Here is a 24,748-nt window from a genome sequence, read left to right as displayed (position 1 = left end):
AATTTTGCGAGCGTCGCCGGTGTCCCGGTGGAACGTTACGACGGCCCACCACGACTCGACCGGCGGGCGCGGCACCGTCCACGTAGGACGCCAGGCCGTCAACCAAGGCCTCATGTACTGACCGCCCCCCGCCCCGGCCCCACCGCGGCCCTCAGCACCCCGAGGTCCGCGGTGGGGCCGAAGCTTTTGTCGATCTTGGAGGGTGTTCCGCCGAAGCCTCAGCGCGTTGCGTTTATTTCGATTGTTGCGTATACTGCGGTAAGAGGGAGGAGCCATGACCAGTGTCCAGGTGAGGTCGATCGAGCCGGGAGCGATAGACGCCGAGGCGGCCGAGCGGGCGGTCCGGCGCATCAAGGACTACCTCATGCGGCATCCGGACGAGGAGACGGTCCGGGTCGCCGGCGAGTTGGGCGTGGACGATCCCTTGATCCTGCCCCGGGACGCGGTGAGCATGCTCGCCTACATCCTGACCCAGGCGGCCGAGGGGAGGGGCATATCGGTCATCCCCTCCCGTGCCGAGTTGACCACCCAGCAGGCGGCGGACCTACTTAACGTTTCCCGTCCCTTCTTGATCGGGCTGCTGGAGTCGGGAGCGATCCCGTACCGCATGGTGGGTCGGCATCGCCGCATCACCGTGGAGGCCGTCCTGGAGTACAAGCGCCGCGATGATCTACAGCGACGGGAAGCCGCCGATGAGCTCGCCGCCCTCGGGCAGGAACTCGGGTTCTGACCATGGCATTCGTCGTCATCTACGACGCCAACGTCCTGTACGGGAACACGCTGAGGGACCTGCTCATCCGCTTAGCTCAGGCGGATCTGGTACAGGCGAAGTGGACTCACGCGATCCTGGACGAGATGTTCGGCAACCTCGCCGCGGACCATCCTGGTATACCGCCGGAGAGACTCGCGCGCTTGCGTGGGCTCATGAACGCTGCCGTCCGCGACTGCCTGGTCGAGGGGTACGAGCCCTTGATGGAGGGGTTGAAACTGCCGGACCCGGGTGACCGCCACGTTCTCGCAGCCGCGATCAAGGTGGGTGCTCAGGTCATCGTCACGTCCAACTTGCGAGACTTCCCCGCGGCGGACATGGAGGTCTGGAATCTGGAGGCGAAGTCACCGGATGACTTCGTGCTCGACCAGATCACGCTTGACGACCGTGTCGTTTGGGCCTGCGTCCAGCAGATCGTCGACTCCCGCATGAACCCGCCGGAGACGGTCGACGATGTTCTCAGTGCGTTGGAGCGGGCGGGGCTCGTTGAGTCCGTTGCCGCGCTGCGGAGTGGGCGGCAGGATCATTCCTGGGACGGTGTTGATCGTTAGCTCTGGTCGGCATTCGCGAAGGGGGACGTGTGGCGGGGTTTGTGTTGGTTCATGGGGCTGGGGATGTCGGGTGGTACTGGCATCTGGTGGAGGCCGAGCTGCGGGCGCGGGGGCATGAGGTCGTTTCGCCGGATCTTCCCTGTGATGACGACTCCGCCGGGTTGCCCGAGTATGTCGATGCCGTGGTGGGGGCGGTCGGGGAGCTGCGTGATCTCGTTGTGGTGGCGCATTCGTTCGGTGGGCTCACCGGGCCGCTTGTTTGTGAGCGGGTGGGGGCCAGGCTGCTCGTACTGACCGCGCCCATGATTCCTGTGCCGGGGGAGGCGCCGAATGATTATTGGGCGAACACCCGGTATGAGGAGGAGCAGTCATCTTATGAAGACACGGTCGCGCTGTTCTATCAGGACGTTCCGCCGGAGCTGGCCGCCGAGGCGATGAGGCGGGCGCCCGACCAGTCCGTGGCCCGGATGGGGGAGCCGTCGCCGCTTCAAGCCTGGCCGGACGTCCCGACCCGGGTCTTGCTCTTTCGTGATGACCGGGTGTTTACTCCGGCGTTTCTGCGGCGGGTCGCGGAGGAGCGGCTTGGCATCGTGCCGGACGAAATGGACGGCGGGCACTGTGCCGCGTTGAGTCGTCCAAGTGAGTTGGCGGACCGTCTTGAGGCCTATGCGGCCGAGCAAGGGTTGGTTCGATGACCGGCGGCATCGGGTTCGACGATGAACTGTGGCGGCACAACGAGGTGCTGCGGCGGGCGGCGGGGGTGGGGCCGCGTGACCATGTGCTCGACATCGGGTGTGGGACGGGGCAGACGACTCGGGAAGCCGCGCGGGCGGCGTCGGCGGGGAGTGCATACGGGGTCGATGTCTCGGAGGGGGCCATTGAGCGTGCTCGGGAGATCGCGCGGAGGGAAGGGATCGGGAACGTCGACTTCGCGTGCGCGGATGCGCAGGTTGACCTGCCCGTGGAGCGGTTCGACCTGGTGATCAGTCGGTTCGGGGTGATGTTCTTCGGGGATCCCGTGGCGGCCTTCACCAATATCCGGAGGGCGCTGCGTCCGGGCGGACGGCTGGCGATGATCGTCTGGCAGTCCCGTGAACGCAATGAGTGGGCCGTCGCCGTCCAGCGAGCTCTCGGTGTGTCTGCGGGGTCTGGTGTGCCCGATGCGTTCTCGCTCGGTGAACCGGAGGTCTTGGAGGGGACTCTGGGGGCCGCAGGGTTCAGCGATGTCGCGTTGACGGATGTTGAGGAGCCGGTCTACTACGGTCCGAACGTCGACGTCGCGTTGGAGTGGGTTCGTGGGTTCAGCACAACTAGGAGTGTGCTGGACGGGTTGGAGCCTGGTGCTGCGGAGCAGGCGGTCGGGCGGCTGAGGGAGACGCTGGGCGCATATCTGGGGGATGACGGTGTGTGGCTTGGTTCTCGGGCCTGGGTTGTTACCGCTCGCCGTTGAGCGTGGTCAGTTGGAGGCGGAGGGCCAGGCGGGTTTCGCGTGATGTGAGGTCGAGGGGAGTCACCTCGGTCATTCGCTTCAGGCGGTGGCGGAGTGTGTTGGGGTGGACGTCCAGTGCTTGCGCGGTGGCCTTGGTGTCGCCGTAGTGGTCGAGCCAGGCGGCGAGGGTGGGGAGGAACGCCGTCTGGTGTTTCCTGTCATGAGCCTGGAGGGCGGGGAGCGGGCCGCCGAGCAGGTGGGTGCCGGTGGCCTTGCGGGCGCGTTCGACGGTGACGGTCGGCCAGGCGTCGTCCAGGGAGACCAGACCGAGAGGCAGGCGGCCGGACGACTGGAGGGCGGCCAGTTCGGCGGACTCGGCGCGGGAGCGGGGCAGGTCGGCGAGCGTTGAAGCGGGGCCGCCCACGGCGGCGTACAGGTCCCGGTCGTGGGCGCGGACGCGGGCGACGACGTCGTGAAGCCACGGCATCGTGCCGGGGTCGCGGCCCGGCAGATCGGTGAGGACGGCGAACAGCGTGTCGTCGAGGTCGGTGAGGAGTGGGCGGTGCCAGCCGAAACGGTGGGTGATCGCCTCCCACAGGTCGAGGCGGCGGCGGATGTCGCCGGACTCGCCGCCCAACGTCACGACACGCCATGGCGGACGAGCCGGGACGGGTGTCGTACCGTCCCGGAGGGCCGCGCGGAGCCGGTCGGCCGACACGCGCCGGGCCACGCCGGTCTCCGCGCGCAGGCGCAGCAGGTGCAGGGCGATGACGGACGCCAGGTCGGTGAGGCGGTCTACGCGGTCCGGGGGGATCGGTGTCTTCGCCACCGCCCAGATCGAGCCGAGCCACTCGCCTCCGGCGCGCACCGGGACGACCAGGCGGGGGAACATGCCGTCCGGACCGGCGGGGACCATGATCGGGTCGCTGGAACGCGCCATCCTGCGGAACACCCCGCAGGCCCGGAGGTGGGCGATGACCTGCGGCGGGACGCGGCGTCCGACGATGGTGGAGACCCGGGCCGGGTCGGTGGTGCCCTGGAGGCCGGAGTAGGCGAGGACGCGGGAGCGCGCGTCCTCCAGGGTGACCGGTGCGTCGGCGATCTCGGCGGCGGTGTCGGCCAGCGCGAACAGGTCGTCGCCCGAAGGGCCTGGAGGCGCGTGGGCGTGGTCGATGGCGGCGCGTGCCAGCCAGATCACGTGCGTCCAGGACGTCTCCGGCTGGAGTTCGACGAGCGCCGGGCGCAGGCGGTGGGCGGCGGTGACGGCCTCGCCGGGCAGGGGCGCCTTCAGGACGACCCCGGCGGCCCCGGCGGCGTCGGCCCGTTCGAGGAGGGCCACGGCGTCCGTCGTCCCGGCGCCGAGGACGATCTCGCCGGGGCGTCCGGCGGTCTCCTCGGCCAGGACGACGTCGTGCACCTGCGTGTCACGTCCCGGGGCGACCAGCCGGAGCAGGCCGGGGCCCAGCGACTCCACGAAATCCGACACCGTGATCATTGTGCGTTTCACACTATGCGACCCGGTCGAGTTGGGGGAAATGGACAGGGGCGGTGAGGGCGGGCAGGTCCATCATCGGAAGTGGCATCGTGGATGAGGAGGGGGATGTCATGGCTACCAGCGCCGATCCGCGCCGGGTCGCCGTGGTGGGCGCGGGCATGGTCGGGCTGTCCACGGCGTGGTTCCTACAGGAGCGGGGCGCCGACGTCACCGTGTTCGACCGCGCCGACGTGGCGGCGGGCGCGTCCTGGGGCAACGCGGGCTGGCTGACGCCGGGGCTGGCGACGCCGCTGCCGGAGCCCGCGGTCTTGTCCTACGGCGTGAAGGCGGTGCTCAGCCCCGCGTCGCCCGTCTACGTCCCACCGACCGCGAGCCTGCGGCTGATCAGGTTCCTGGCGGGGTTCGCGCGCAACAGCACGGCGGCCCGGTGGCGGCGGTCCATGGAGTCGCTCGTGCCGATCAACGGGCGGGCGCTGCCGAGCTTCGACGCGCTGATCGACGGCGGCGTCCAGGCCGAGACGCGCGGCGCCGGGTCCTTCATCGCCGCGTACCGGACGGAGCGGGAGCGCCGATTCCTCCTGGACGAGGTCGAGCACATCCGCGCGGCGGGCCAGGACATCGAGTTCGAGGTCCTCGGCGGCGACGAGGCGCGGCGGTTGGCGCCCGCGCTGTCGGACGAGATCGGCGCGGCGATCCTGCTGCGCGGGCAGCGGTTCATCGACCCTGGGCGGTTCGTCCACGCGCTGGCCGACTCCGTCCTCGACCGCGGCGGCAAGATCCGGACGGGCGTGCCCGTCACCGACCTGCGGGACGTGCCGGGCGGTGTCGCGCTGCGCCTGCCGGGCAACGGTGTCGAGACGTTCGACACCGTCGTGATCGCCAGCGGTGTGTGGCTCGGCGGGCTCGCCAGGAGGTTCGGGGTGCGGGCGCTCGTGCAGGCCGGCCGCGGATACAGCTTCAGCGTGCCGATGGAACGCGTTCCGGACGGCCCGATCTACTTCCCCGCCCAGAAGGTGGCGTGCACGCCCCTCGGGGACCGGCTTCGCGTCGCCGGGATGATGGAGTTCCGCGACCCGGAGGCGCCGCTCGACCCGCGCCGGATCGACGCGATCGTCGAGGCGGCCCGTCCGCTGCTGCGCGGCGCCGACATGGACGACCGGCGCGACGAGTGGGTCGGGTCGCGTCCGTGCACGCGGGACGGGCTGCCGCTGATCGGCGCGACCCGGTCGCCGAACGTCTTCGTCGGCGGCGGGCACGGCATGTGGGGGATGACCCTCGGCCCCGCCACCGGGAACCTCCTCGCGGAGATGATCGCCACCGGGCGCCGTCCGGTGGAACTCGCCCCGTTCGACCCGCTGCGCTGATCGCGGGCGGTCGCGAAGGCCCCTGACCTGGGTGTTTTGAGGGGTTTCGGCTGTTTCGTCCGGACGGGGGCGTCGGCGCGCTACGGTCACGTGCATGACCAGCGAGACGCCGACGGCCGTCGTTCCGCTGACCCGGGCGCAGAAGATCCTCGCCGGGGTCGGCGGCGTGTTCTTCGCCGGGCTCGCCGGACTGGGCGGCTACGGGTCGTTCGCCTCCGTCCGGGACGTGGCCGAGCCGTGGTTCGGCGACCAGGCGTGGATCGTCCCGGCCGGGGTCGACCTCGGCATCCTCGCGCTGGTGTCGGTGGCGTTGCTGCTGGAATGGCTCGCCATGCCGATGCCCGCGCTGCGGTGGATGGCGATGGCGTTCACCGGCGCGACGGTCTGGCTCAACGTGTCGGCCGCGCACGGCGACGCCACCGGCATGGTGATGCACGCGGCGATGCCCGTGCTGTTCGTGACGTTCATCGAGGCCGTCCGGCACGCGATCCGGCGGCGCGCGGGCATCGCGGCGGGCACCGTCCGGGAAGGGATTCCCGCCACCCGGTGGATGCTGGCGCCGCTGTCCACGTTCCGGCTGTGGCGGCGCATGGTGCTGTGGCAGATCACGTCCTACCCGCAGGCGCTGGTCGCCGAGCAGCGCCGCCGTCACGCCCTGGCCCTCCTGGGCGCGCACTACGGCCGCAAGTGGAAGGCCAAGGCCCCGGCGGACGTGGTCTGGATGCTCCGCGACGGAGTCATGCTCGACCAGGCCCTCACCCGCGTCACCGAACTCACCGCGCCCGAACCGACCGTCCCGGAACCGCGCGTCCCGGAACCGCCGCCGAAGAAGGCCCCACAGAAGAAGGCCGGGCCGAAGGCGCCGCGGGTGCCCCGCAGCGTCGCCACCGACAACGAGGCGCGGGCGCTCGCGCTCCTCGACGCCGAGCCCGGCATCACCGGTGCCGAACTCGGACGGCGCCTCGACATCAGCGCCCGCCAGGGGCAGCGGCTGCTGAGCCGGCTCGCGCGTCCCGCCCCGGACTCCTCCGCACGGCCCTCGACCACCTCGACGCCCTGACAGGGGTCACGTTTCCCTCCGCCGCTTCGTCAGTGGTGTGACGAAGGGGAAACGAACATGCCCAATCACGACTGGACCTTGATGTACGCGATGCACAACGCGCTGAGGAGGGAACTGGAACACCTCGCGAAGCTCGCCGCCCGCGAGGACGACGACCCCCGCCGCATCCTGGCGGGCGCCCCGGGCTGGGAACTGTTCACCAAGGCGCTGCACGCCCACCACACCGCCGAGGACGAGACACTGTGGCCGGTGATGCGTGACGCGCTGGCCGGACGCCCCGACGACCTGGCGCTTCTGGACGCGATGGAGGCCGAGCATGCCGCCATCGACCCGGTGATCGAGGCGATCGACACGGGGAACGAACCGCTCGGCGACCTCGTCGGTGCCCTGACCGAGGGGCTCACCGCCCATCTCAGGCACGAGGAGGACAAGGCGCTGCCGCTGATGGACGAGGTCGTCACCGCCGAACAACTGGCGCGTTTCGGGCAGGCCCACGCCACCAAGATCGGCCCTGACGCGTCGCGCATCCTGCCGTGGATGCTGGACGGCGCCGCGCCCGCCACCGTCGCGGCGGCGCTGGCTCCCCTTCCACCGCCCGCCCGCGCCGCCTTCGAGAACGAATGGCGTCCCGCCTACGAGGCCCTCAACAGGTGGAACACGCCGTGAACCGGTGACGACCGCCCCGGCGGCGGACGGGGGCGCCGGACCCGCCCGCCGCCCCGCGGGAACCTCACATGTTGATCATGTGTCCGGCGAGGCCGTGCACGGCCTCCTTCATCGCCTCGCCCAGCGACGGGTGCGCGTGCACGTTGCGGGCGACCTCGTGGACGGTCAGGTCCCACTGCTGCGCCAGCGTCAGCTCGGGCAGCAGCTCGGTGACCTCCGGGCCGATCATGTGCGCGCCGAGGATCTCGCCGTACTTGGCGTCGCTGATCACCTTGACGAACCCGTCGCCCTCGGCGAGCCCGAGCGCCTTCCCGTTGGCGCTGAACGGGAACTTGACGGTCTTGACGTCGAAGCCCTGCTCCTTCGCCTGCGCCTCCGTCCAGCCGAACGACGCCACCTGCGGCTGGCAGTAGGTCGCGCGGGGGATCATCACGTAGTCGAGCTCCATCGTCTCGGCGTCCGCGATGGTCTCGGCCGCGAGGATGCCCATCGCCTCGGCGGCGTGCGCGAGCATCAGCTTGGCGGTCACGTCCCCGATGGCGTAGATGTGCGGGACGGACGTGCGGCACCGGCCGTCCACGTCGATCGCGCCGCGCTCGGTCAACGCGACGCCGGTCTTGTCGAGCCCGTAGCCCTCCACGTTCGGCTGGAACCCGATCGCCTGGAGGACCTTGTCGGTCTCCAGCACCTGCTGGGCGCCGTCCTTGCCGGTGACCGTGACCTTGACCTTCTCGCCGGAGTCGTCGATGGCGTCCACGCGGGTGGACGTCAGCACCTCGACGCCGAGCTTGCGGTAACGCTTCGCCAGCTCCTTGGACACGTCGGCGTCCTCGTTCGGGACCATCCGGTCGAGGAACTCGACGATCGTCACCTTCACGCCGTAGTTGTGCAGGACGTACGCGAACTCGACGCCGATCGCCCCCGCGCCCGCGATGACGATGCTCTCCGGCAGCTCAGAGCTGAGGATCTGCTCCTCGTAGGTGACGACCCGCTCCGACAGCGACGTGCCCGGCAGCAGCTTGGTGTGCGCGCCCGCCGCGATGACGCAGTTGGCGAACGTCACGGTCTCGCTGGAGCCGTCCGCCTTCGCCACCTGAAGGGTGTTCGGGTCGGTGAACGTGCCGCGCCCCTCGAACGACGTGATCTTGTTCTTCTTCATCAGGAACTGGACGCCCTTGACCAGCTTCTCCGACACCTGGCGGCTGCGCTGGTAGGCGACGCCGTAGTCGAACGAGACCCGGCCCTCGACGTTGATCCCGAAAGTCTTCTGTTCCGCGGTGAGGATGTGCGCCAGCTCGGCGTTGCGCAGCAGCGCCTTGGAGGGGATGCAGCCGACGTTGAGACAGACCCCGCCCCAGTACCTCTCCTCGATGATCGCCGTCTTCAGCCCGAGCTGCGCCGCCCGGATCGCGGCGACATATCCACCCGGGCCCGCGCCCAGGACCACGACGTCAAAGTGTTCGCTCATATCCATGGACGATATTCGCCGGGGGACGGTGCTCGCATCCCGGCGTGTCCCGCTCCGGGCGGGACACCGGTCACAGGAACGTCCCGCGACGGTGTTAGGGTTTCGATCGGCCTTCCGCCGGTCAGGGACCGCGGGAGGCGAGGCGCCGCCGTCCGGCGGCCCGCCCACATCGCCCGGCCGCCGGTGCCGCACAGCCTGCGGAGCCCGGTGGTGCTCCCAACGACGACCGTGCCGCCCGCGAATGGAACACCGTGCGAAGGCCCGGTCGTTGTCACCGTTCCGAGCCGAGTGGAGGAAGACGAGTGCGAATCCCCAAGCGCGTCAACGCCGTCCTTGACTGGATGGAGGAGCACAGACTCGCGCTTGGAGTGGTCGTCGTGCTGGTCACGATCGCCCTGGTGGCGACGCTCGCCCCGATATCGGTCGGCATCCCGGTCGCGACCTTCATCCTGGGGCTCGCCGTCGGCGGGTTCACCGTGCACGTCCGGTCGAGCCGCCGCGTCGCCCGCGTCCGCGCCGAGGTCGACAACCTGCTCCGCGAGAACGGGGCGTTGCGGCACCGCAACACCGTCCTCGCCAGCGGCGTCATCACCCGGGAGGCGCAGGAGACGCAGGCGCTGATGTCCATTCCCGAGGACGACCTTCCCCTGCTCGACACGGCGAGCGGCGGCGCGAACGACACGCAGGCCACCGCCACCCTCGACGAGCTGCTGGACGGCGGCGACCCGCAACGCACCGACGAACTCCCGGACGAGCTCGAACCCGCCGAACTCCCGGACGAGCCTGGCGAGCCGGACGAGCCCGACGAGCCCGAGAAGGACGTGGCGGACGACCCGCAGCGCACCACCGTCATTCCCACAATGCCGGACGGCCCCGCGGGCGATGAATCCGAGAAATCCGGCGGCTCCGGGAAGAAGTCCCGCCGTTAGCTTCGTCGATCTTGGGGCACACCGTGCCCGTGGACAGGCCAGCGGCGGACGCGGAACCGGCGGACGAGCAGACCGAGGCGAAGGAGCCGGGCGAGAGCGACCTCCCGGCCGTCCATCGGGCGGTCATCGCGTCCGCGATCGGGAACTGTGTCGAGTGGTTCGACTTCGGCGTGTTCAGCGCCGGGGTCATGACGGCGATCATCGGCACGGTGTTCTTCCCGGAGGACGCGAGCGGCAGCGCGACGCTGCGCTCCTTCGCGCTGATCGCCGCCGCGTTCCTCGCCCGCCCGTTCGGCGGGCTGTTCTTCGGCCCGATGGGCGACCGGCTCGGCCGCAAACAGGTGCTGGCCACGACCATCATCCTGATGTCGGGCTCCACGTTCGTGATCGGCGTCCTGCCCGGCTACGACACGATCGGGATCGCCGCGCCGCTGCTGCTGCTCCTCGTCCGGCTGATCCAGGGCTTCTCCACGGGCGGCGAGTACGGCGGCGCCGCCACGATGATCGCCGAGTACGCGCCCGCGCGCCGCCGCGGGTTCTTCGGCAGCTTCCTCGAACTCGGCACGCTGAGCGGCTACATCCTCGGCGCCGGTCTCGTCCTGCTGATGGACCTCGCGCTCAGCGCGGAGGCCATGCGCGACTGGGGGTGGCGCATCCCGTTCCTGCTCGCGTTGCCGCTCGGCCTCGTCGGCCTGTACGTCCGGACGCGCATCGAGGACACGCCCACGTTCCAGCACATGGAGGAGGCGGGCAAGAAGGCCCGGTCGCCGCTGAAGGAGACCCTGGAGCATTACTGGCGCGCCATCCTGATGCTGATCGGCATCGTGTTCCTGCTGAACGTCGCGGACTACACGCTGCTGACGTTCATGCCGTCCTACCTCGTCGACTATCTCGACACGGACGACAGGACGGCGCAGCTCATCACCATCGGGGTGGAGGCGGCGATGATCATGGTGATCGTGCCGTTGGGCGCGCTGTCGGACCGGATCGGCCGCAAACCGCTGCTGATCACCGCGGCGGTCGGGTTCGTCCTGCTGTCATGGCCCGCGTTCGCGCTCATGCAGACCGAGCACTTCCTCGGCGTCGCCGCCGGGTACGCGATCATCGGTGGGCTGCTCGTGCTGATCCTGGCGGTGATCGCGGCGACGTTCCCGGCGATGTTCCCGACCAAGGTGCGGTACGGGGCGTTCGCGATCGGCTACAACGTCTCCACGTCCCTGTTCGGCGGGACGGCGGCGGTGCTGGTCGGCTCGCTGATCGACGTGACCGGGTCCAACTACGTCCCGGCGTACTACCTGATGCTGGCCGGGCTGGTGGCGCTCATCCCGATCATCAAGATCCCGGAGACGGCGGGCGTGCCGATCGAGAAGGCCGGGGAGCCCGTCGACTCGCGGCGGGTCGAAGTCGCGCGGTGATCTCGCCTCCTGTTCCTGGCGAGACCGGACGACCGGAGAGATCGGGATGCCATGTCCGGTCAATGCCCCTTAGCTGACCTTTCTAGGGCTCCGGCAGGGGCGGAGGCTGTGTACGAGGTGCCGGAGGGGCTGTCGATCCCCTGGTCCGGCGCCGAAGTGAGCCGACTACCAGAGGAGGGCGCGATGAGAATCGCATATGTCGCGACGAGCATCACCGTTGGAGCTCTTTCGATGACCCTGTTCGCGGCCCCGGCCATGGCCGACCAGGGAACCCGCGTCACCGGAGGAACCACCCAGGACGGTACGCGTGTGACGTCGGACTTCGAACTGAGCGCCAACGGCACCCGTGTCACGACGGACGGTGGCGAGGGCGGCACCACCCTGGACACCGACGGCAACCCTTGGCACGGGTGACATCCGGGTGACCGGTGACCGGTGACCGGGCTGCTGACGGCACCGTGTCACCGGCACCCATGTGACGTGAGCGGGCACGTCCTGCGGGACGTGGAAGCGGTAGCGGAACTGCGCCGGTTGCCTCAGGGTTGCGGCCCCGACGAATCCAGCAGAGCGAACGTCCGGCGCTGCTCGGGCCGGAGCCGCAGGTACGACAGGTCTGGGCGGCGGCGACGCCGTCCTCACCGGGATGATTCGCCTCCCGGGGGCGGCGGTTGCTCCGGCACGGCCTCGCGTACGGCGTCCAGGACCGTCCAGCCGTCGATTTCCCTGCTGGACTCGAAATCCGCCCCCTGTGCCAGCGCGATGTCGAGGAGCGCGCGCACGACCGCTGGGCGGTGCAGGTTCAGCGTGGTGTCGTCGCCCGCCCGCCGGACGCCGCCGCTGTGGGTGTAGGGGCCGCCGTCCGGAACGATCAGCCCCGGTCCGTCGCGGAACACCACGGTGACGCGGCCGGGGCGTCCCTCCCGGCGGAGCAGGACGACCTCGCGGCAGTCGACGAGCCGCCGACCGTCCCTCCGGTGCTGATGCGCGGTACGCCAGCGGTAGGTGTCGGGCCCCACGAGAAGCCTGCGGTAGCGGCGCCTGCCCACCTCATTCTCCGGCGGTGGGCACGGGCGACATGGCCGCATCCTAGCCAGACGCGCACGCGAGAGGTTCGGGGTGTTCACCGCCTGGTGTGGGGCTGTTACGAACGGGTGCGACTTGTGTGGCTGCATGGCGAAAAAGTGGTGGACGCGATGCCTCATGCGATCACCTGATTACCGTGGGTAGCGTCACGGTTGGCCGGACGAGGCCGCTCCCTGGCAACCCGCGACGAAATCGGTGGTGTGGACGTGACCGAACAGCAGGAACAGCAGCAGTTGAGCCTCGGTACCACGGCGGCACGGAACCTGGCGACCACGACCAAGTCCGTCCCCCAGATGCAGGGGATCACGTCGCGGTGGCTGCTGAAACTGCTGCCCTGGGTGCAGGCGTCCGGCGGCGCCTACCGGGTCAACCGGCGGCTGACCTACACGCTCGGGGACGGGCGCGTCACCTTCGTGACCACCGGCGCCGATATCCGTGTCATCCCCCGCGAACTGGGCGAACTCCCACCGCTGCGCGGCTACGACGACGAGCTCACGCTGGACGCCATCGCGGGCCGCTTCACCCAGCAGGAGTACGAGCCCGGTGACGTCGTCGTCGAGCGGGGACGTCCCGTCGACCGGGTCGTTCTCATCGCGCACGGCAAGCTCAGCCTGATCGGCGCGGGCGAGTACGGCGCGGACGCCGTCCTCGGCACGCTCGCGAACGGTGATTTCATCGGCGAACAGGCCCTCCTCGGCACGGCCGAGGGAGACGAACCCGCGAAATGGGAGTACACGGTCAAGGCCGTGACCGCCTGCACGATCCTCAGCATGAGCGAGACCGACTTCCAGGAGACGCTCGGCCAGTCCCAGTCGTTGCGGGCGCATCTCGACGAGTACCGTTCCGGCCCGAGCCTCGCGCACAACGAGTACGGCGAGGCCGCGATCGACCTGGCGTCCGGGCACGAGGGCGAGCCGGTGCTGCCCGGCACGTTCGTCGACTACGAACTCGCGCCGCGCGAATACGAGCTGAGCGTCGCGCAGACCGTCCTGCGCGTCCACACCCGCGTCGCCGACCTCTACAACGAGCCGATGGACCAGATCGAGCAGCAGCTCCGGCTGACCATCGAGGCGCTCCGCGAACGGCAGGAGCACGAGCTGGTCAACAACCGCGACTTCGGGCTCCTGCACAACACCGACCTGTCGCAACGCGTCCACACCCGCACCGGGCCGCCCACCCCCGACGACATGGACGACCTGCTCACCCTCGTCTGGAAGGACCCGGCGTTCTTCCTCGCCCACCCGAAGGCGATCGCCGCGTTCGGCCGCGAATGCAGCGCCCGCGGCGTCTACCCCGACAGCGTCGACGTCGGCGGCAACAAGGTCCCCGCCTGGCGCGGCGTGCCGATCTTCCCGTGCAACAAGATCCCCGTCAGCCGCACCCGGACCAGCTCGATCCTGCTGATGCGGACCGGTGAGGAACGGCAGGGCGTCATCGGCCTGCACCAGGTGGGGCTGCCGGACGAGTACCAGCCCGGCCTGTCCGTCCGCTACATGGGCATCGACGACAAGGCGCTCATCTCCTACCTGGTCAGCGCCTACTATTCGGCCGCCGTCCTGGTGCCCGACGCGCTCGGCATGCTGGAGTCCGTCGAGATCGCCCACGGCGGTGCCGCCTCGTGACCGAGACGCCACCCGGTACGGAGCACCGGCTGTCCCTCTCCACCAGGGCCGCCCGCAACCTGGCCACCACGACCAAGTCCGTTCCGCAGATGGCGGGCATCACCCCCCGCTGGCTGCTGCGGCGGCTGCCGTGGGAGCGGGCCGACGCGGGCACCTACCGCGTGAACCGCAGGCTCACCTACCAGCTCGGTGACGGGCTCGTCAGCTTCGTCAACGACGGCGCCACGGTCAGGGCCGTCCCGCCGGAACTGGCCGAACTGCCCCCGCTGCGCGGGTTCGCCGACACGACGCTGCTGGACGCGGTCGCCGGACGGTTCGTCCAGCGCGAGTACGAGCCCGGTGATACGATCGCCGAGGCGGGCCGTCCCGCCGACGCCGTCCACCTGATCGCGCACGGCAAGGTCGAGGTGACCGAGCCGGGGGAGTACGGCGCCGCCGCCCGGGTCGACATCCTCGCCGACGGCCGGTTCTTCGGCGACCGGGCCCTGCACGGTCCGGGCGGGGAATGGCCGAGCACCTACCGGGCGATCACCCCGACGATCGTGCTCACCCTCCCCGGGGAGGCGATCGAGGAGCTGACCGGCCGGTACGAGGCGCTGCGCGTCCATCTGGAGCGGCACCGGGACGCGCCCGTCCCGCCGCAGACCAGGCACGGCGAGGCGGCGATCGAGGTCGCGGCCGGGCACGACGGCGAGCCGGTGCTGCCCGGCACGTTCGTCGACTACGAGGCCTCACCGCGCGAGTACGAGCTGAGTGTGACGCAGACGCTGCTGCGCGTCCACACCCGCGTCGCCGACCTCTACAACGACCCGATGAACCAGGTCGAGCAGCAGCTCAGGCTCACCATCGAAGAGATCTGCGAGCGGCAGGAACACGAGCTGATCAACAACCGGAGCTTCGGGCTGCTGCACAACGCCGACCTGAGACAGCGCATCCAGACCAGGGGCGGGCCGCCGACACCCGCCGACATGGACGAACTGCTCGCGCGGCGCCGCAAGACGCGGTTCTTCCTCGCGCATCCGAAGACGATCGCGGCGTTCGGCCGCGAATGCACCCGACTCGGCCTGTACCCGGCGAGCGTCGAGGTGGACGGGCAGCGTGTCCAGGCGTGGCGCGGCGTTCCGATCCACCCCTGCGACAAGATCCCGATCAGCCCGACCGGGACGAGTTCGATCATCGCGATGCGCACCGGCGTGGACGACCAGGGCGTCATCGGGCTGCACCGGACCGGGATACCGAACGAGGTCCGTCCGGGCCTGTCGGTCCGGTTCACCGGCATCGACGACAAAGCGATCATGTCGTACCTGGTCAGCGCCTACTACTCGGCGGCAGTGCTCGTCCCGGACGCGCTCGGCGTCCTGGAGAACGTGGAGATCGCCCGCTAGCACCGGCGGGATAGAAGGGGAACACATGTCCGTCTGGGGGCAGGACCCGGCGGTCCTACGCTGCGACCATCGTCCGCCGTCCGACCCCCGGGCGGGCGACCCCGGAGGGGGCGGCGTCCGGTCGGCGGACGAGGTCCTGGCCTGGAGCCGCGCCCTCCTCGACCCCGCCCTGCGGGACGCGGTCGAGACCCTGCCCGGCACGATGCGCGACATCGCCGCTTTCCATTTCGGCTGGCGCGACGTGCGCGGGCGGTCCGCGTCCGGCGCGTCCGGGAAGGCGATCCGTCCCGCGCTGACGCTGCTGGCGGCGCGGGCGGTGGGCGGCGCGGCCGAGACCGCGCTGCCCGCCGCCGTCGCCGTCGAACTCGCCCACAACTTCTCGCTCCTGCACGACGACGTCATGGACGGCGACCTCACCCGCAGGCACCGGCCGACCGCCTGGACCGTCTACGGGACGAGCGCCGCGGTCCTGGCCGGGGACGCGCTGCTCGCCGCCGCGTTCGAGGCCCTCGTCGCCGCCCCGCCCCGTCCGGCGCCCGGCCCGGACGCCTCCGACCTGAACGCGCCCGCCCCGGACGCCGCGGGCGGCTCCCCGGCCCTCGCGCGCTCCGTCCGGACCCTCGGCCACGCCGTCACCGACCTCGTCGAGGGGCAGAACACCGACCTCGCGTTCGAGGAGCGCGACGACGTGACGCTCGACGAATGCGTCGCCATGGCGGGCCGCAAGACCGGCGCCCTGATCGGCGCCGCGTGCGCGCTCGGCGCCTCCCACGGCGGCGGCACCTCCGTCCAGACCGCCCGCCTGCACGCCTTCGGCGAACGGCTCGGCCTGGCCTTCCAGTTAGTGGACGACCTGCTCGGCATCTGGGGCGACCCGGCCGTCACCGGCAAGGCCGTCCACGCCGACCTGTACTCGCGCAAGAAGTCCCTGCCCGTCGTCGCGGCGCTCACCTCCGCCACGCCCGCGGGCGCCGAACTGGCCGCCCTGTACCTGAGCGACGAGCCCCTCTCCGGCGACGACGCGTCCCGGGCCGCCGCGCTGATCGACGCCGCCGGAGGCCGCGCCTGGGCCGCCGAACGCGCGGACGCCCTCCTCGCCGACGCGCTCCACGAACTCGACGCCGCCGACCTCGCCGCCGTCCCTGCGGCGGAACTCCGCGCCTTGGCTCGCCTCATCGCGCATCGCGATCGTTGAGGGATCGTCGCCACTACACTGCCACGCGTGCCGCCCCTGGAACCCGACGATCCCCGACAGATCGGCGCCTACCGGCTCGCCGCCCGGCTCGGACAGGGCGGCCAGGGCGTCGTCTATCTGGGGCATGATTCGACCGGCGCCCGCGTCGCGGTGAAGGTGTTCCATCCGCAACTGACCCCCGACCTCAACGGTGCGGGCACGTTCGACACCTTCGCCCGCGAGATGGACGCGGCCAAGCAGGTCGCGCGGTTCTGCACCGCGCAGATCCTCGACTCCGGCACGTTCGGCGACCGCCGCTTCATCGTCAGCGAGTACGTCGACGGGCCGCCGCTCAGCCGGATCGTCGCCCAGCAGGGCCCCCGAACCGGCAGCGCGCTCGACCGGCTCGCGGTCGCGACCGCGACGGCGCTCGTCGCGCTGCACGACGCGGGCATCGTGCACCGCGACCTCAACCCGAACAACGTGCTGATCGGCGCGGACGGCCCCCGCGTCATCGACTTCGGCATCTCCCGCGCGCTGTCGGGCGCGCAGACGATGGTGAGCCGAGCCATCGGGACACCCGCCTACATGGGGCCCGAACAGCTGGAACCGGGCGAACTCGGACCCGCCGTGGACGTGTTCGCGTGGGCGTCGACGATGGCGTTCGCCGCGACCGGACGCCCGCCGTTCGGGAACGAGTCGATCGCGGTGGTGTTCAACCGCATCGCGCACGGGGAGCCGAATCTCGACGGGATCGAGGAGCCACTGCGGGGCCTGCTCACCGAATGCTTCGCGAAGGACCCGGCGCGCCGCCCGTCCGCGCGGGACGTCCTCGACCGTCTCGTCCGCCGTGCGGGCCGGGGGCCTGCCCTGACCCCCGCCCCGGCGGCCCCGTTCCCGGGTGTTCCCGCGGCCCCGGTTCAAGGCGTTCCGGCGGCTCCGGTCTCGGGTTTCCCGGCGGCCCCGGTCCAGGGCGTTCCGGCTATTCCGGCGCTGCCCGCCGATGCGCTTCCGCCCCTGCCGCCCGAACCGGTCGCGGCCGACGCGGTGACCGCCCCTCACGAGCGGTATGTAGCGCAGGAACCTCCCGAGACGGGGTCCACCCGCCCCGGGCCGGGTGGGTCGCCCGGGCGTGGGCGCCGCGGCGCCGTCCTCGCCGGTGCGGGCGGCGCGTTCGTCGCCGTCGTCGCGGTCGCGTTCGCGGTGGTGTGGGCGGCGGACGGCGGTTCCCCCCGCGACGACGCCCGCGCGGAGCCCCGAGGCTCCACCGGCGCGATGACCGGAACGTCAACTCCCGGCGCGAACCAGCCGGGAGACGCGGCCAGGGCCCCCGCGTCCAGTCCGAGTAAGAGCCCGTCCAGGTCCGCGACGCCGAGATCGTCGGTGAAGCCCTCGTCGAAGCCGTCGCCGACACCGACGCGGAGCCGTCCGAAACTCGTCCGGGTCGAACTCGGCGCCGGGCACTTCTCCGCGTACTGCGTGACGCTCGGCTGGGAGTGGGTCGAGTACCGGGACGCGCCGAGCCCCGGCGCGTACTGCGTCAAACGCAAGGGCGGTGTGATGAAACTGTCGTCGGCCCAGCGCGACGCCGGATGCCGGTGGCGGTTCAAGGACGGGCGCGCCCGCCACTACTTCAAGGGCAAAACGAATTACTGCTACACGATGAAGCCCGCCTCCTGAGCGGGCCCCCGCGAGCCGCATCCGCCGCCCCGGGACGGGGCGGCGGATCGGTCACGTGCTCAGAAGCCGCGAACGACGGCGATGGAGAAGGGGAGTTGGGGCGTGCCGGGTCCCGTGGGGCCGCCCTTGTCGAACTGGGAACGGACCACGTACAGCTTGCCGTGCTTGCGCAGCAGGGTCGTCGGGGTCTGCAACGCCAGGTCGGTCAGCCGCCCGGTCGACCGGGCCGTCCGGCCGTCCGAGCCGATGCGCCACCGGCCGATCGCGTAGGCGTCCTTGATGGGGTGGGCCACCCACAGCGTGCCATGGTGCAGTTCCATGCCGTCGCCGGTGGTGAGGTCGCCTCCGCTCAGGGCCACCTTCTCGACCTCGCCGGACGGCAGCGCGATGCGGTAGAGGTCGCCGCCGGTCATGTCCACCGTCAGCAGGTAGCGTCCGGACGGCTCGGCGACGATGCCGTTGAGGGTGATCGTGTTGGGCGCGTGCGGCTCCACGACCTCGGACAGGTCGAAGGCGGGCGTCAGCGGCGCGTCCCCGCCCTGCTCATGGGCGTCCGCGAGCTGTTCGGGGGTGATGCGGTAGACCACCGAGCGCCTGCTGCCGGTGATGTAGGCGGTGCCGTCCGGCGTGATGGCCATGTCGTTGACGAGGCGCGGGTTCTGGTCGGTGATGGTGAAACGGGCGTGCAGGCGGCGGGTGGCGATGTCGTACACCGCGACCCCGGTGAGGCGGTCCGCCACCCACAGACGCCCGGCGCGGTCGACCTCCAGGCCGAGGGCCTGCGAGCGGCCGTCGATGAACGGGGGCAGGAACTGCTCGGCGTCCCGCCGGCCCGGCGTGAGCTTGTAGATCGTGCCGCCCTCGTACGAGCCGACGTACATGTCGCCGGTGCGGGGATCGGCGGCGATGCCCTCGGGGTAGACCCGGTCGCCGGGCAGCACATGGGCGGTGGAGATCCGGGCCCGCGTCTGCGCGGGGGCGTCGGCCGCCTGCGCGGTGGAGCCGAGGAGCAGCGGTGCGGCGAGGGCCGCGACGACGATGGAGCGTCGCCGAACTGCACGGTACATGATCACCTTCCGTGGGTTGGTCGGATGCCGGCCTTTCCGGCAGGGCGCTGCGGATGGCGGGTCAGGTACGGCGACGGGTCGGCGAACGGGTCCGGCCGGCGGGGCGCGGCCCGGGCAGGGCGGTGACGCTTCGAGCGCATGACCGTCCCTCCGTCTCTCCGGACGCGAGTCAAGCCCGAGAAGGGAACACGGACGTTCCCTGTCGACGTATTATGTCCATTGTTGGATGTCTGACGAAGTATGGCAAGAGTGCACCTCCGTTTCTTCTGTTTCGTGGGGGACGAGGCCGAGCGGTATCCACTCGAACAGGTGTGCGATGATGGCTGCCGATGGACGCTGATCACAGGCCACTGACCTGCCCTTATGGCCACCTGTTGCGGGTCGGTGCCGTCCGGGTCGGATGGACGCCCTGCGACTGCCCACCGGCCTGGGCCCGCTACAAGGGGCACCGCACGTACCGGTGCGAGACCTGCCAGGCGGCGGGGTGGCAGACCATCTCCTACAACCCCGAGCACGTGCCCGCGGACGGTGTAGGCGGCCGCCACCCCCGCCGGGACGGGTTAGGACGTGCCGTGCCTGCGTGCCAGGAGCGTCGAGACGGCCACCGCGATGATCAGAGCCGCGCCGTTGAAGACGGCGGGTACCCACTCCGCGGCCCCGGCGAGCGTCAGACCGCTGACCGACACGGCGACGAACAGGGTGCCGATGACCGCGCCCAGCACGTTGTAGCGGCCCGGGTCGATCGCCGTGGCGCCGAGGAAGACGGCCGCGAGCGCCGGGAACAGGAGGTCGACCCCGCTGTTGACGAGCCCGCCGCCGTTGCGGGCGGTGAGGATCACCCCGGCGACACCGGCGAGCCCACCGGAGATCGTGAGCGCGCCGAAGGTCAGCGCGGTGACCGGGATGCCGACCAGCCGGGCGGCGGAGGCGTTGCCGCCGATCGCGTAGAGCCGCCGTCCGAAGGCGGTGTGGGCCAGCGCGAACCAGCAGACGGCGGTCAGGGCGGCGACCAGCCAGATCACCCGGGGCAGCCCCAGCCAGGTCAGCGAACCGAAGTCGCGCAGCGGCCGCGGGACGCCGCGGACCAGGTCGACGCCCCGCGTGTACCACTGCACCATGCCCGGGAGCAGTGTCGCCATGCCGATGGTGATGATGAAGGCGTTCAGCCGCAGCAGCGCGACGAGCACGGCGTTGACGAGCCCGACCAGCACACCGGCGCCCACCCCGCACAGCACCGCGAGCGCCGGCGGGGCGTGGTGGTTCGACATCAGCGCGGCGCAGACGATCGACGACACCAGCGACGTGGCCGCCACGGAGAAGTCGAACTGGCCGCAGGCGAGCGGGAAGACGGCGGCGACCGCGAGCACCGACACCACGGCGATGCTCGCGAGCACCGCCTGGACGTTGGCGGGGGAGGTGAAGGCCGCCGAACTCGCGGGCAGCACGCTGAAGAACGCGACCACCCCGACGAGCAGCAGGACGAGCCCGTACCGTTCCGCCGCCGCGCCGAGACGCCCGGTCCGCGCGGTGACCGGCGGGGACGTCGCCGGATTCCGTGCCGGTCCCCGCGCCGACTCCCGCAGGCGGGTGCCGCTCATGATGCCTCCTGATCCGCGTAGGAGTATTTGACGATCTTTCGGACGGAGATCTCGGTTCCGGAGAGCTCCGCGGCGACCCGTCCGACCCGCAGGACCACCACCCGGTCGCAGAGATGGGCCAGTTCCTCCACGTCGGACGAGGCGACGATCACGGCGGTGCCGGACGCGGCGACCGCGCGGACCCGTTCGTAGAGGTCGGCGCGGGTCATCACGTCCACGCCCTGGGTCGGCTCGTCGAGGAGCAGCAGCCGGGGGGCGCGCTGGAGCCAGCGGGCGACGACCGCCTTCTGCTGGTTGCCGCCGGACAGCCGGGTCACCGTCTGGTCCGGGCCCGCGGTCTTGATCCGCAGCTCCTCGATGGCGCCGGTGGCGGTGGCCCGTTCGCGGGAGCGGGAGAGCCGCCCCCACCGCACGTGCCGCGCCAGCGTGGCGACGGTGATGTTCCGGGCGACCGACGCCTCGGGGAAGAGGGCGTCCGCGAGCCGGTCCTCGGGCACGAGGGCGACTCCGCGGCGCATGGCCGCCCGGATCGACGGCGCTGTCAACGCCGTGCCGTCGAGCTTCACCGTCCCGGACACCGGACGGACCGCGCCGAAGATCGCCCTCAGCAGGGTCGAGCGGCCGGATCCGAGCAGCCCGGCCAGGCCCACGATCTCCCCGGCCCGGACCTCCAGGTCGACGTCGCCGATCCGTCCGGCGGACAGGCCGCGCGCTTCGAGCACGGGCACCGGATCCGACGGCGGCTCCTCCGCCGAGGCCGGGCGGCGCCGGTCGCCGTAGAGCGTGCCGAGGGAACGTCCGGCCATCAGTTCGGCGAGGTGCAGCTTGTCGAGGTTCTCCGTGCCTCGGGTGGCCGCGACCGCGCCGTCGCGCAGGACGGTCACCGCGTCGGCCGAGGACAACACCTCGTCGAGCCGGTGGCTCACGTACAGGATGGTCTGGCCCTGCCGGGCGCGCCGGGAGAGCCCTTCGAGGAGGATGTCGACCTCGTGGTGGGGGAGGCTGGCCGTCGGTTCGTCCAGGACCAGGACCTGGTCCGGGTCGTCGTCGGCCAGGGCGCGGGCGATCGCGACCATCGCGCGGTCCGCGGGACGCAGCGTCCGCACGACCGCCGTGGGATCGACGTCGACCTCGAACCGTTCCAGCAGCGCCCGCGTCGTCTCGTGCAGCCTCCGCCACGCGATCCGCCGCCCGCCGCCCCGCGGAAAGCCCCGGGTGAAGGCGACGTTCTCCGCGACGGTCATGTCGGGGAGCAGCCCCAGGTCCTGGTGCACGAACCGCAGCCCGGCCGCGCGGGCGTGGTCCGGGGTGAACCCGGACAGTTCGGTCTCGGCACGACCGGGACGCGTGAGCACGCCGCCGTCGGCGCGTTCGATGCCGGCGAGAACCTTGATCAGGGTGGACTTCCCCGAGCCGTTGCCGCCCGCGAGCGCGTGGATGTGGCCCCGGGTGAGCGCGAAGGACACGCCCCGCAGCACCGACGCCGCGCCGTACGACTTGTGCACGTCCGACACCACGAGCGAGGCGGGACGTTCCGACTCCGCGACGGACTCCGGGACGGTCACCGGCCCCACGCCCGCCGGTAGGCCGACCGGAAGTCGACCGGCGCCCGGTAGGCGCCGTCGGCCGGAAGGTTCGCGGCGGTGTCGACGATCTGGAAGCCCATGCCGGACGGCGCGGCGGGCTCCCCGGCGAAGGCCCGGATGAGCGTGTCGATCGCGGCCCAGCCGTACCAGTCGATCGGCTGCCCGACCGCCGCGCTCTGCCCCTGGTTCTGGCGGATCAGTCCGAGGTTCGGCGGCAGCCCCTCGCCGCCGATGAGCTTCACGTCCGCGCGGCGGGGCGAACCGGCGACGGCCTGGCCCGCCCCGGCGAGGACGAGCGAGTCGAGCGGCACCGCGACCCAGTTCGCCTTCGGGTTCTTGAGCAGCGCCGATTCGATGATCTGCCGGGTGTTGCCGAACGTCTGGTGCGTCACCTCGACGGTCTCGACCTCGCAGCCCGCGCACTTCTTGATGCCGCGCTGGAATCCCTCGTGGAGGGCGGCGCCGATGTTGGTGCCCGTGAAGTGCAGTTCGATCACGTTCGCCTTGCCGCCGGAGCGCGCCCGGACCCATTCGGCCCGCGCCTCGCCGATCGCCCGCTGGTACGCCTCGTTGGTCCGGTACTTCTCCGACGGGACGACCGACGCGGTGAACAGCCGTTCGCCGGTGGCGCTCTCGCCGGTGTCGCAGTCGAAGCCCCAGAAGTCGATCGTGGTGATCTTGGCGGTCTTCGCCTCGTTCAGCGGCTCCTTGACGGCCGCGCAGTCGATCGCCTCGGTGACGATCGCGTCGACCTTCGCCGCGATGCCCTGCCGGACGCACCCGGCGAACGCGCCGCCCGCGTTGAGCTTGCCGTCGCAGATCTGGGCGGTCCAGCCGACCGCCCTGGCCGCCTGCGCGGCGGCCTCGGCTCCGGTCTGGCAGCCGATGGCGCTCTGGCCGCAGGACACGATCCAGACCTTCCTGCCGGGCGCGACCGCAGGGGCCTTCGCGGGCGGCCGTCCGTAGACGGCGGTCCCGGTCAGCGCCTCAAGGGCCTCGGTCGTGGTGTCCGCGGCGCCGCCGGACGGCGAGTCGTCCGCCGATCCGCAGGCGCCGAGCGCGAGCGCGAGCGCGCCGATCGCGGCGATCCCTCGGATGCGGGGTGAGCCTGCCACTTCGTACCTCCTGGATGGTTCCGGCTCGCTGACGTGATCCGTCAGCCCAGGCAGTCCGGGAGCGGCCCGGGTCAGCGCGCTGACCCGGGCGGGCGGCCATGGGACGTATGCGTTCGCATAGCGGCGAATCGTTCGTAGTGCGGTCGAAGGTAGGTGGCGCCCGTGACCAGTGTCAAGAGTGCGAGTTGCGCGGCCTCACGCTGCGCGGTGGCGGACTGTGCCGTACAGTTGTTCGCCATACGGTTGCCATCGGCGTTCCGGTGCGCCAGGAGAGGTGTGTATGTCGCGCGAGAAGACCGGCCCCGACTTCGTGGAGGCGCTGGCCCGTGGCCTCGACGTCATCAAGGCGTTCGGCACGCGCCGGCGCCCGATGTCGCTGTCGGAGATCGCGAGCGAGACCGGGCTGGCGCGGGCGACGGCACGCAGGATCCTGCTGACCCTGGAGCAGCTCGGTTACGTGCGGTCGAGCCCGGCCGGTTACCTGCTCGCCCCGCGCGTCCTCGAACTCGGCGTGGCCTACACGCTCTCGGCCGGTCTGTGGGAGATCGCTCAACCGCATCTGCGGGAGCTGGTCGCGGCGACCGGGCAGGCGGCGTCGGTCGCGCAGCTCGACGGAGCGGACATCATCTACGTGGCGCGCGTCGCGGTTCCCAAGGTCGTCGCCACGGTCATCAACGTGGGGACGCGGTTCCCCGCCCGGAGCACCGCGCTCGGCAAGACGCTGCTCTCCGCGCTGGCGCCGGACGACCTCGCGGCCGCGCTCGACGCGCCGTCCGCGTCCGGGACCCCCGCGTTCCGGGAGCGTCCGATCGGACGCCTGGAAGACGATCTGCGCGAGATCCGGTCCCGGGGCTGGGCCGAGACCGACGAGGAGATGTCCCCGGGCGTGCGCTCGATCGCCGCGCCGATCCGGGACGGCGACGGCACCGTGATCGCCGCGGTGAACGTGAGCGCCCTCGTCGCGGAGGTCTCGCACGAGACGATGATCGAGGAGTACCTGCCGCTCCTCCTGGTCGCGGCCAGCGAGATCGGTCGCGACTACGCCCTCCTGCGCGACACCCCCCAGGAACAGGTCACGGCACGGTCAGCGTCCCGTCGGCGCTCCGAGCCGACGCGGGCACGCTGACCTTGGAGCGGCACCGCTCAGTACGGCAGGACCCGACCGGACGGCGTGCGGAGGTCGAGGGTCGAACGTCTGGACTTGCGACCGGTGGGACGTTTGCGGGTTCTGATGCGGACTCGGCCTTCCATAGTGGCTCTCTCCTGCCGCTCGACGACACGGGGCCGTTGCC

22 protein-coding genes are annotated in these 24,748 nt (G+C 71.2%); 15 read left to right on the top strand and 7 right to left on the bottom strand.

The window, feature by feature from the left end; all coding sequences use genetic code 11:
- Positions 1-274 precede the first annotated feature (274 nt).
- The 4 genes from D0T12_RS29310 to D0T12_RS29295 are packed head-to-tail and all read left to right on the top strand — an operon-like array spanning position 275 to position 2,770.
- Positions 275-730, top strand: coding sequence for a helix-turn-helix domain-containing protein (locus D0T12_RS29310; RefSeq protein WP_117403647.1), 456 nt, complete (start codon positions 275-277; stop codon positions 728-730).
- Between the two features lie 2 nt (positions 731-732).
- Complete coding sequence (locus D0T12_RS29305) at positions 733-1,320, top strand: PIN domain-containing protein (protein ID WP_117403645.1); 588 nt, start codon at positions 733-735, stop codon at positions 1,318-1,320.
- Positions 1,321-1,349: 29 nt separating this feature from the next.
- Complete coding sequence (locus tag D0T12_RS29300; RefSeq protein ID WP_117403643.1) at positions 1,350-2,015, top strand: alpha/beta fold hydrolase; 666 nt, start codon at positions 1,350-1,352, stop codon at positions 2,013-2,015.
- Entirely contained in the window at positions 2,012-2,770 is a 759-nt protein-coding gene (locus D0T12_RS29295; protein WP_117403641.1) for a class I SAM-dependent methyltransferase, read from the top strand. The genes D0T12_RS29300 and D0T12_RS29295 overlap by 4 nt, the downstream gene beginning before the upstream one ends.
- Here D0T12_RS29295 and D0T12_RS29290 read toward each other — a convergent pair.
- Complete coding sequence (locus D0T12_RS29290) at positions 2,754-4,235, bottom strand: PucR family transcriptional regulator (RefSeq protein ID WP_199487772.1); 1,482 nt, start codon at positions 4,233-4,235, stop codon at positions 2,754-2,756. The two genes, D0T12_RS29295 and D0T12_RS29290, sit on opposite strands and share 17 nt — an antisense overlap.
- A 119-nt stretch (positions 4,236-4,354) precedes the next feature.
- Between D0T12_RS29290 and D0T12_RS29285 the strand changes: the two genes are divergently transcribed.
- From D0T12_RS29285 to D0T12_RS29275, 3 genes are all read left to right on the top strand, one after another.
- On the top strand, positions 4,355-5,608 hold the full coding sequence (locus D0T12_RS29285; RefSeq protein ID WP_117403630.1) for an NAD(P)/FAD-dependent oxidoreductase: 1,254 nt from the start codon (positions 4,355-4,357) through the stop codon (positions 5,606-5,608).
- Positions 5,609-5,702: 94 nt separating this feature from the next.
- Positions 5,703-6,668: a DUF2637 domain-containing protein gene (locus D0T12_RS29280; RefSeq protein WP_117403629.1), complete on the top strand. Its 966-nt coding sequence runs from the start codon at positions 5,703-5,705 to the stop codon at positions 6,666-6,668.
- Between the two features lie 57 nt (positions 6,669-6,725).
- Positions 6,726-7,334: a hemerythrin domain-containing protein gene (locus tag D0T12_RS29275; protein ID WP_117403627.1), complete on the top strand. Its 609-nt coding sequence runs from the start codon at positions 6,726-6,728 to the stop codon at positions 7,332-7,334.
- Between the two features lie 64 nt (positions 7,335-7,398).
- Here the strand turns inward: D0T12_RS29275 and lpdA are convergent, their stop codons facing one another.
- Positions 7,399-8,802 carry a dihydrolipoyl dehydrogenase gene (gene lpdA, locus D0T12_RS29270; RefSeq protein WP_117403625.1) on the bottom strand — a complete coding sequence of 468 codons (1,404 nt, stop codon included), beginning with the start codon at positions 8,800-8,802 and terminating at the stop codon, positions 7,399-7,401.
- Between the two features lie 302 nt (positions 8,803-9,104).
- On the opposite strand from lpdA, the gene D0T12_RS35610 reads away from it, so the two are divergent.
- The 3 genes from D0T12_RS35610 (at position 9,105) to D0T12_RS29255 (ending at position 11,560) form a co-directional block, all read left to right on the top strand.
- Complete coding sequence (locus tag D0T12_RS35610) at positions 9,105-9,731, top strand: hypothetical protein (RefSeq protein ID WP_158581672.1); 627 nt, start codon at positions 9,105-9,107, stop codon at positions 9,729-9,731.
- A gap of 29 nt (positions 9,732-9,760) precedes the next feature.
- A complete protein-coding gene (locus tag D0T12_RS29260) occupies positions 9,761-11,146 on the top strand; it encodes an MFS transporter (protein WP_117403924.1) in 1,386 nt (461 codons plus the stop codon).
- A gap of 183 nt (positions 11,147-11,329) precedes the next feature.
- Positions 11,330-11,560, top strand: a complete 231-nt coding sequence (locus tag D0T12_RS29255) for a hypothetical protein (RefSeq protein ID WP_147339683.1) — start codon at positions 11,330-11,332, stop codon at positions 11,558-11,560.
- Between the two features lie 221 nt (positions 11,561-11,781).
- On the opposite strand, the gene D0T12_RS29250 is transcribed toward D0T12_RS29255, so the two are convergent.
- A complete protein-coding gene (locus D0T12_RS29250; protein ID WP_147339682.1) occupies positions 11,782-12,192 on the bottom strand; it encodes a hypothetical protein in 411 nt (136 codons plus the stop codon).
- A gap of 237 nt (positions 12,193-12,429) precedes the next feature.
- On the opposite strand from D0T12_RS29250, the gene D0T12_RS29245 reads away from it, so the two are divergent.
- From D0T12_RS29245 to D0T12_RS29230, 4 genes are read left to right on the top strand one after another with little or no spacing between them, the layout of a single operon-like run.
- Complete coding sequence (locus D0T12_RS29245) at positions 12,430-13,851, top strand: family 2B encapsulin nanocompartment shell protein (RefSeq protein ID WP_117403617.1); 1,422 nt, start codon at positions 12,430-12,432, stop codon at positions 13,849-13,851.
- Positions 13,848-15,236, top strand: a complete 1,389-nt coding sequence (locus tag D0T12_RS29240) for a family 2B encapsulin nanocompartment shell protein (protein WP_233526347.1) — start codon at positions 13,848-13,850, stop codon at positions 15,234-15,236. The genes D0T12_RS29245 and D0T12_RS29240 overlap by 4 nt, the downstream gene beginning before the upstream one ends.
- A 25-nt stretch (positions 15,237-15,261) precedes the next feature.
- Positions 15,262-16,431 carry a polyprenyl synthetase family protein gene (locus D0T12_RS29235; protein WP_117403615.1) on the top strand — a complete coding sequence of 390 codons (1,170 nt, stop codon included), beginning with the start codon at positions 15,262-15,264 and terminating at the stop codon, positions 16,429-16,431.
- A gap of 27 nt (positions 16,432-16,458) precedes the next feature.
- On the top strand, positions 16,459-18,090 hold the full coding sequence (locus D0T12_RS29230) for a serine/threonine protein kinase (RefSeq protein WP_117403613.1): 1,632 nt from the start codon (positions 16,459-16,461) through the stop codon (positions 18,088-18,090).
- A gap of 59 nt (positions 18,091-18,149) precedes the next feature.
- On the opposite strand, the gene D0T12_RS29225 is transcribed toward D0T12_RS29230, so the two are convergent.
- From D0T12_RS29225 to D0T12_RS29210, 4 genes are all read right to left on the bottom strand, one after another.
- A complete protein-coding gene (locus D0T12_RS29225) occupies positions 18,150-19,157 on the bottom strand; it encodes an SMP-30/gluconolactonase/LRE family protein (RefSeq protein ID WP_117403611.1) in 1,008 nt (335 codons plus the stop codon).
- A gap of 560 nt (positions 19,158-19,717) precedes the next feature.
- Positions 19,718-20,755 carry an ABC transporter permease gene (locus D0T12_RS29220; RefSeq protein WP_117403610.1) on the bottom strand — a complete coding sequence of 346 codons (1,038 nt, stop codon included), beginning with the start codon at positions 20,753-20,755 and terminating at the stop codon, positions 19,718-19,720.
- Complete coding sequence (locus D0T12_RS29215) at positions 20,752-22,320, bottom strand: sugar ABC transporter ATP-binding protein (protein ID WP_117403920.1); 1,569 nt, start codon at positions 22,318-22,320, stop codon at positions 20,752-20,754. Before D0T12_RS29215 ends, D0T12_RS29220 begins: the two co-directional genes overlap by 4 nt.
- The gene (locus tag D0T12_RS29210; protein WP_158581671.1) at positions 22,317-23,456 is read right to left on the bottom strand and encodes a sugar ABC transporter substrate-binding protein; all 1,140 of its coding nucleotides are present in this window, start codon (positions 23,454-23,456) and stop codon (positions 22,317-22,319) included. Before D0T12_RS29210 ends, D0T12_RS29215 begins: the two co-directional genes overlap by 4 nt.
- A 280-nt stretch (positions 23,457-23,736) precedes the next feature.
- Here D0T12_RS29210 and D0T12_RS29205 point away from each other — a divergent pair, with 280 nt between their 5' ends.
- The gene (locus D0T12_RS29205) at positions 23,737-24,582 is read left to right on the top strand and encodes an IclR family transcriptional regulator domain-containing protein (RefSeq protein ID WP_117403606.1); all 846 of its coding nucleotides are present in this window, start codon (positions 23,737-23,739) and stop codon (positions 24,580-24,582) included.
- Positions 24,583-24,748 lie beyond the last annotated feature (166 nt).

Source organism: Actinomadura spongiicola, from assembly GCF_003432485.1.
GTDB classification, from domain to species: domain Bacteria; phylum Actinomycetota; class Actinomycetes; order Streptosporangiales; family Streptosporangiaceae; genus Spirillospora; species Spirillospora spongiicola.
The sequence above is the reverse complement of the archived record's forward strand: the minus strand, read 5'-3'. Positions and strand labels throughout refer to the sequence as shown.

Excerpts from the sequence above, each read along its gene's own strand:
- D0T12_RS29285 (WP_117403630.1), top strand. The coding sequence starts at position 4,355 with ATGGCTACCAGCGCCGATCCGCGCCGGGTCGCCGTGGTGGGCGCGGGC.
- D0T12_RS29295 (WP_117403641.1), top strand. The coding sequence starts at position 2,012 with ATGACCGGCGGCATCGGGTTCGACGATGAACTGTGGCGGCACAACGAG.
- D0T12_RS29310 (WP_117403647.1), top strand. The coding sequence starts at position 275 with ATGACCAGTGTCCAGGTGAGGTCGATCGAGCCGGGAGCGATAGACGCC.
- D0T12_RS29255 (WP_147339683.1), top strand. The coding sequence starts at position 11,330 with ATGAGAATCGCATATGTCGCGACGAGCATCACCGTTGGAGCTCTTTCG.
- D0T12_RS29305 (WP_117403645.1), top strand. The coding sequence starts at position 733 with ATGGCATTCGTCGTCATCTACGACGCCAACGTCCTGTACGGGAACACG.
- D0T12_RS29225 (WP_117403611.1), bottom strand. The coding sequence starts at position 19,157 with ATGTACCGTGCAGTTCGGCGACGCTCCATCGTCGTCGCGGCCCTCGCC.
- D0T12_RS29205 (WP_117403606.1), top strand. The coding sequence starts at position 23,737 with ATGTCGCGCGAGAAGACCGGCCCCGACTTCGTGGAGGCGCTGGCCCGT.
- D0T12_RS29220 (WP_117403610.1), bottom strand. The coding sequence starts at position 20,755 with ATGAGCGGCACCCGCCTGCGGGAGTCGGCGCGGGGACCGGCACGGAAT.
- lpdA (WP_117403625.1), bottom strand. The coding sequence starts at position 8,802 with ATGAGCGAACACTTTGACGTCGTGGTCCTGGGCGCGGGCCCGGGTGGA.
- D0T12_RS29280 (WP_117403629.1), top strand. The coding sequence starts at position 5,703 with ATGACCAGCGAGACGCCGACGGCCGTCGTTCCGCTGACCCGGGCGCAG.
- D0T12_RS29275 (WP_117403627.1), top strand. The coding sequence starts at position 6,726 with ATGCCCAATCACGACTGGACCTTGATGTACGCGATGCACAACGCGCTG.
- D0T12_RS29235 (WP_117403615.1), top strand. The coding sequence starts at position 15,262 with ATGTCCGTCTGGGGGCAGGACCCGGCGGTCCTACGCTGCGACCATCGT.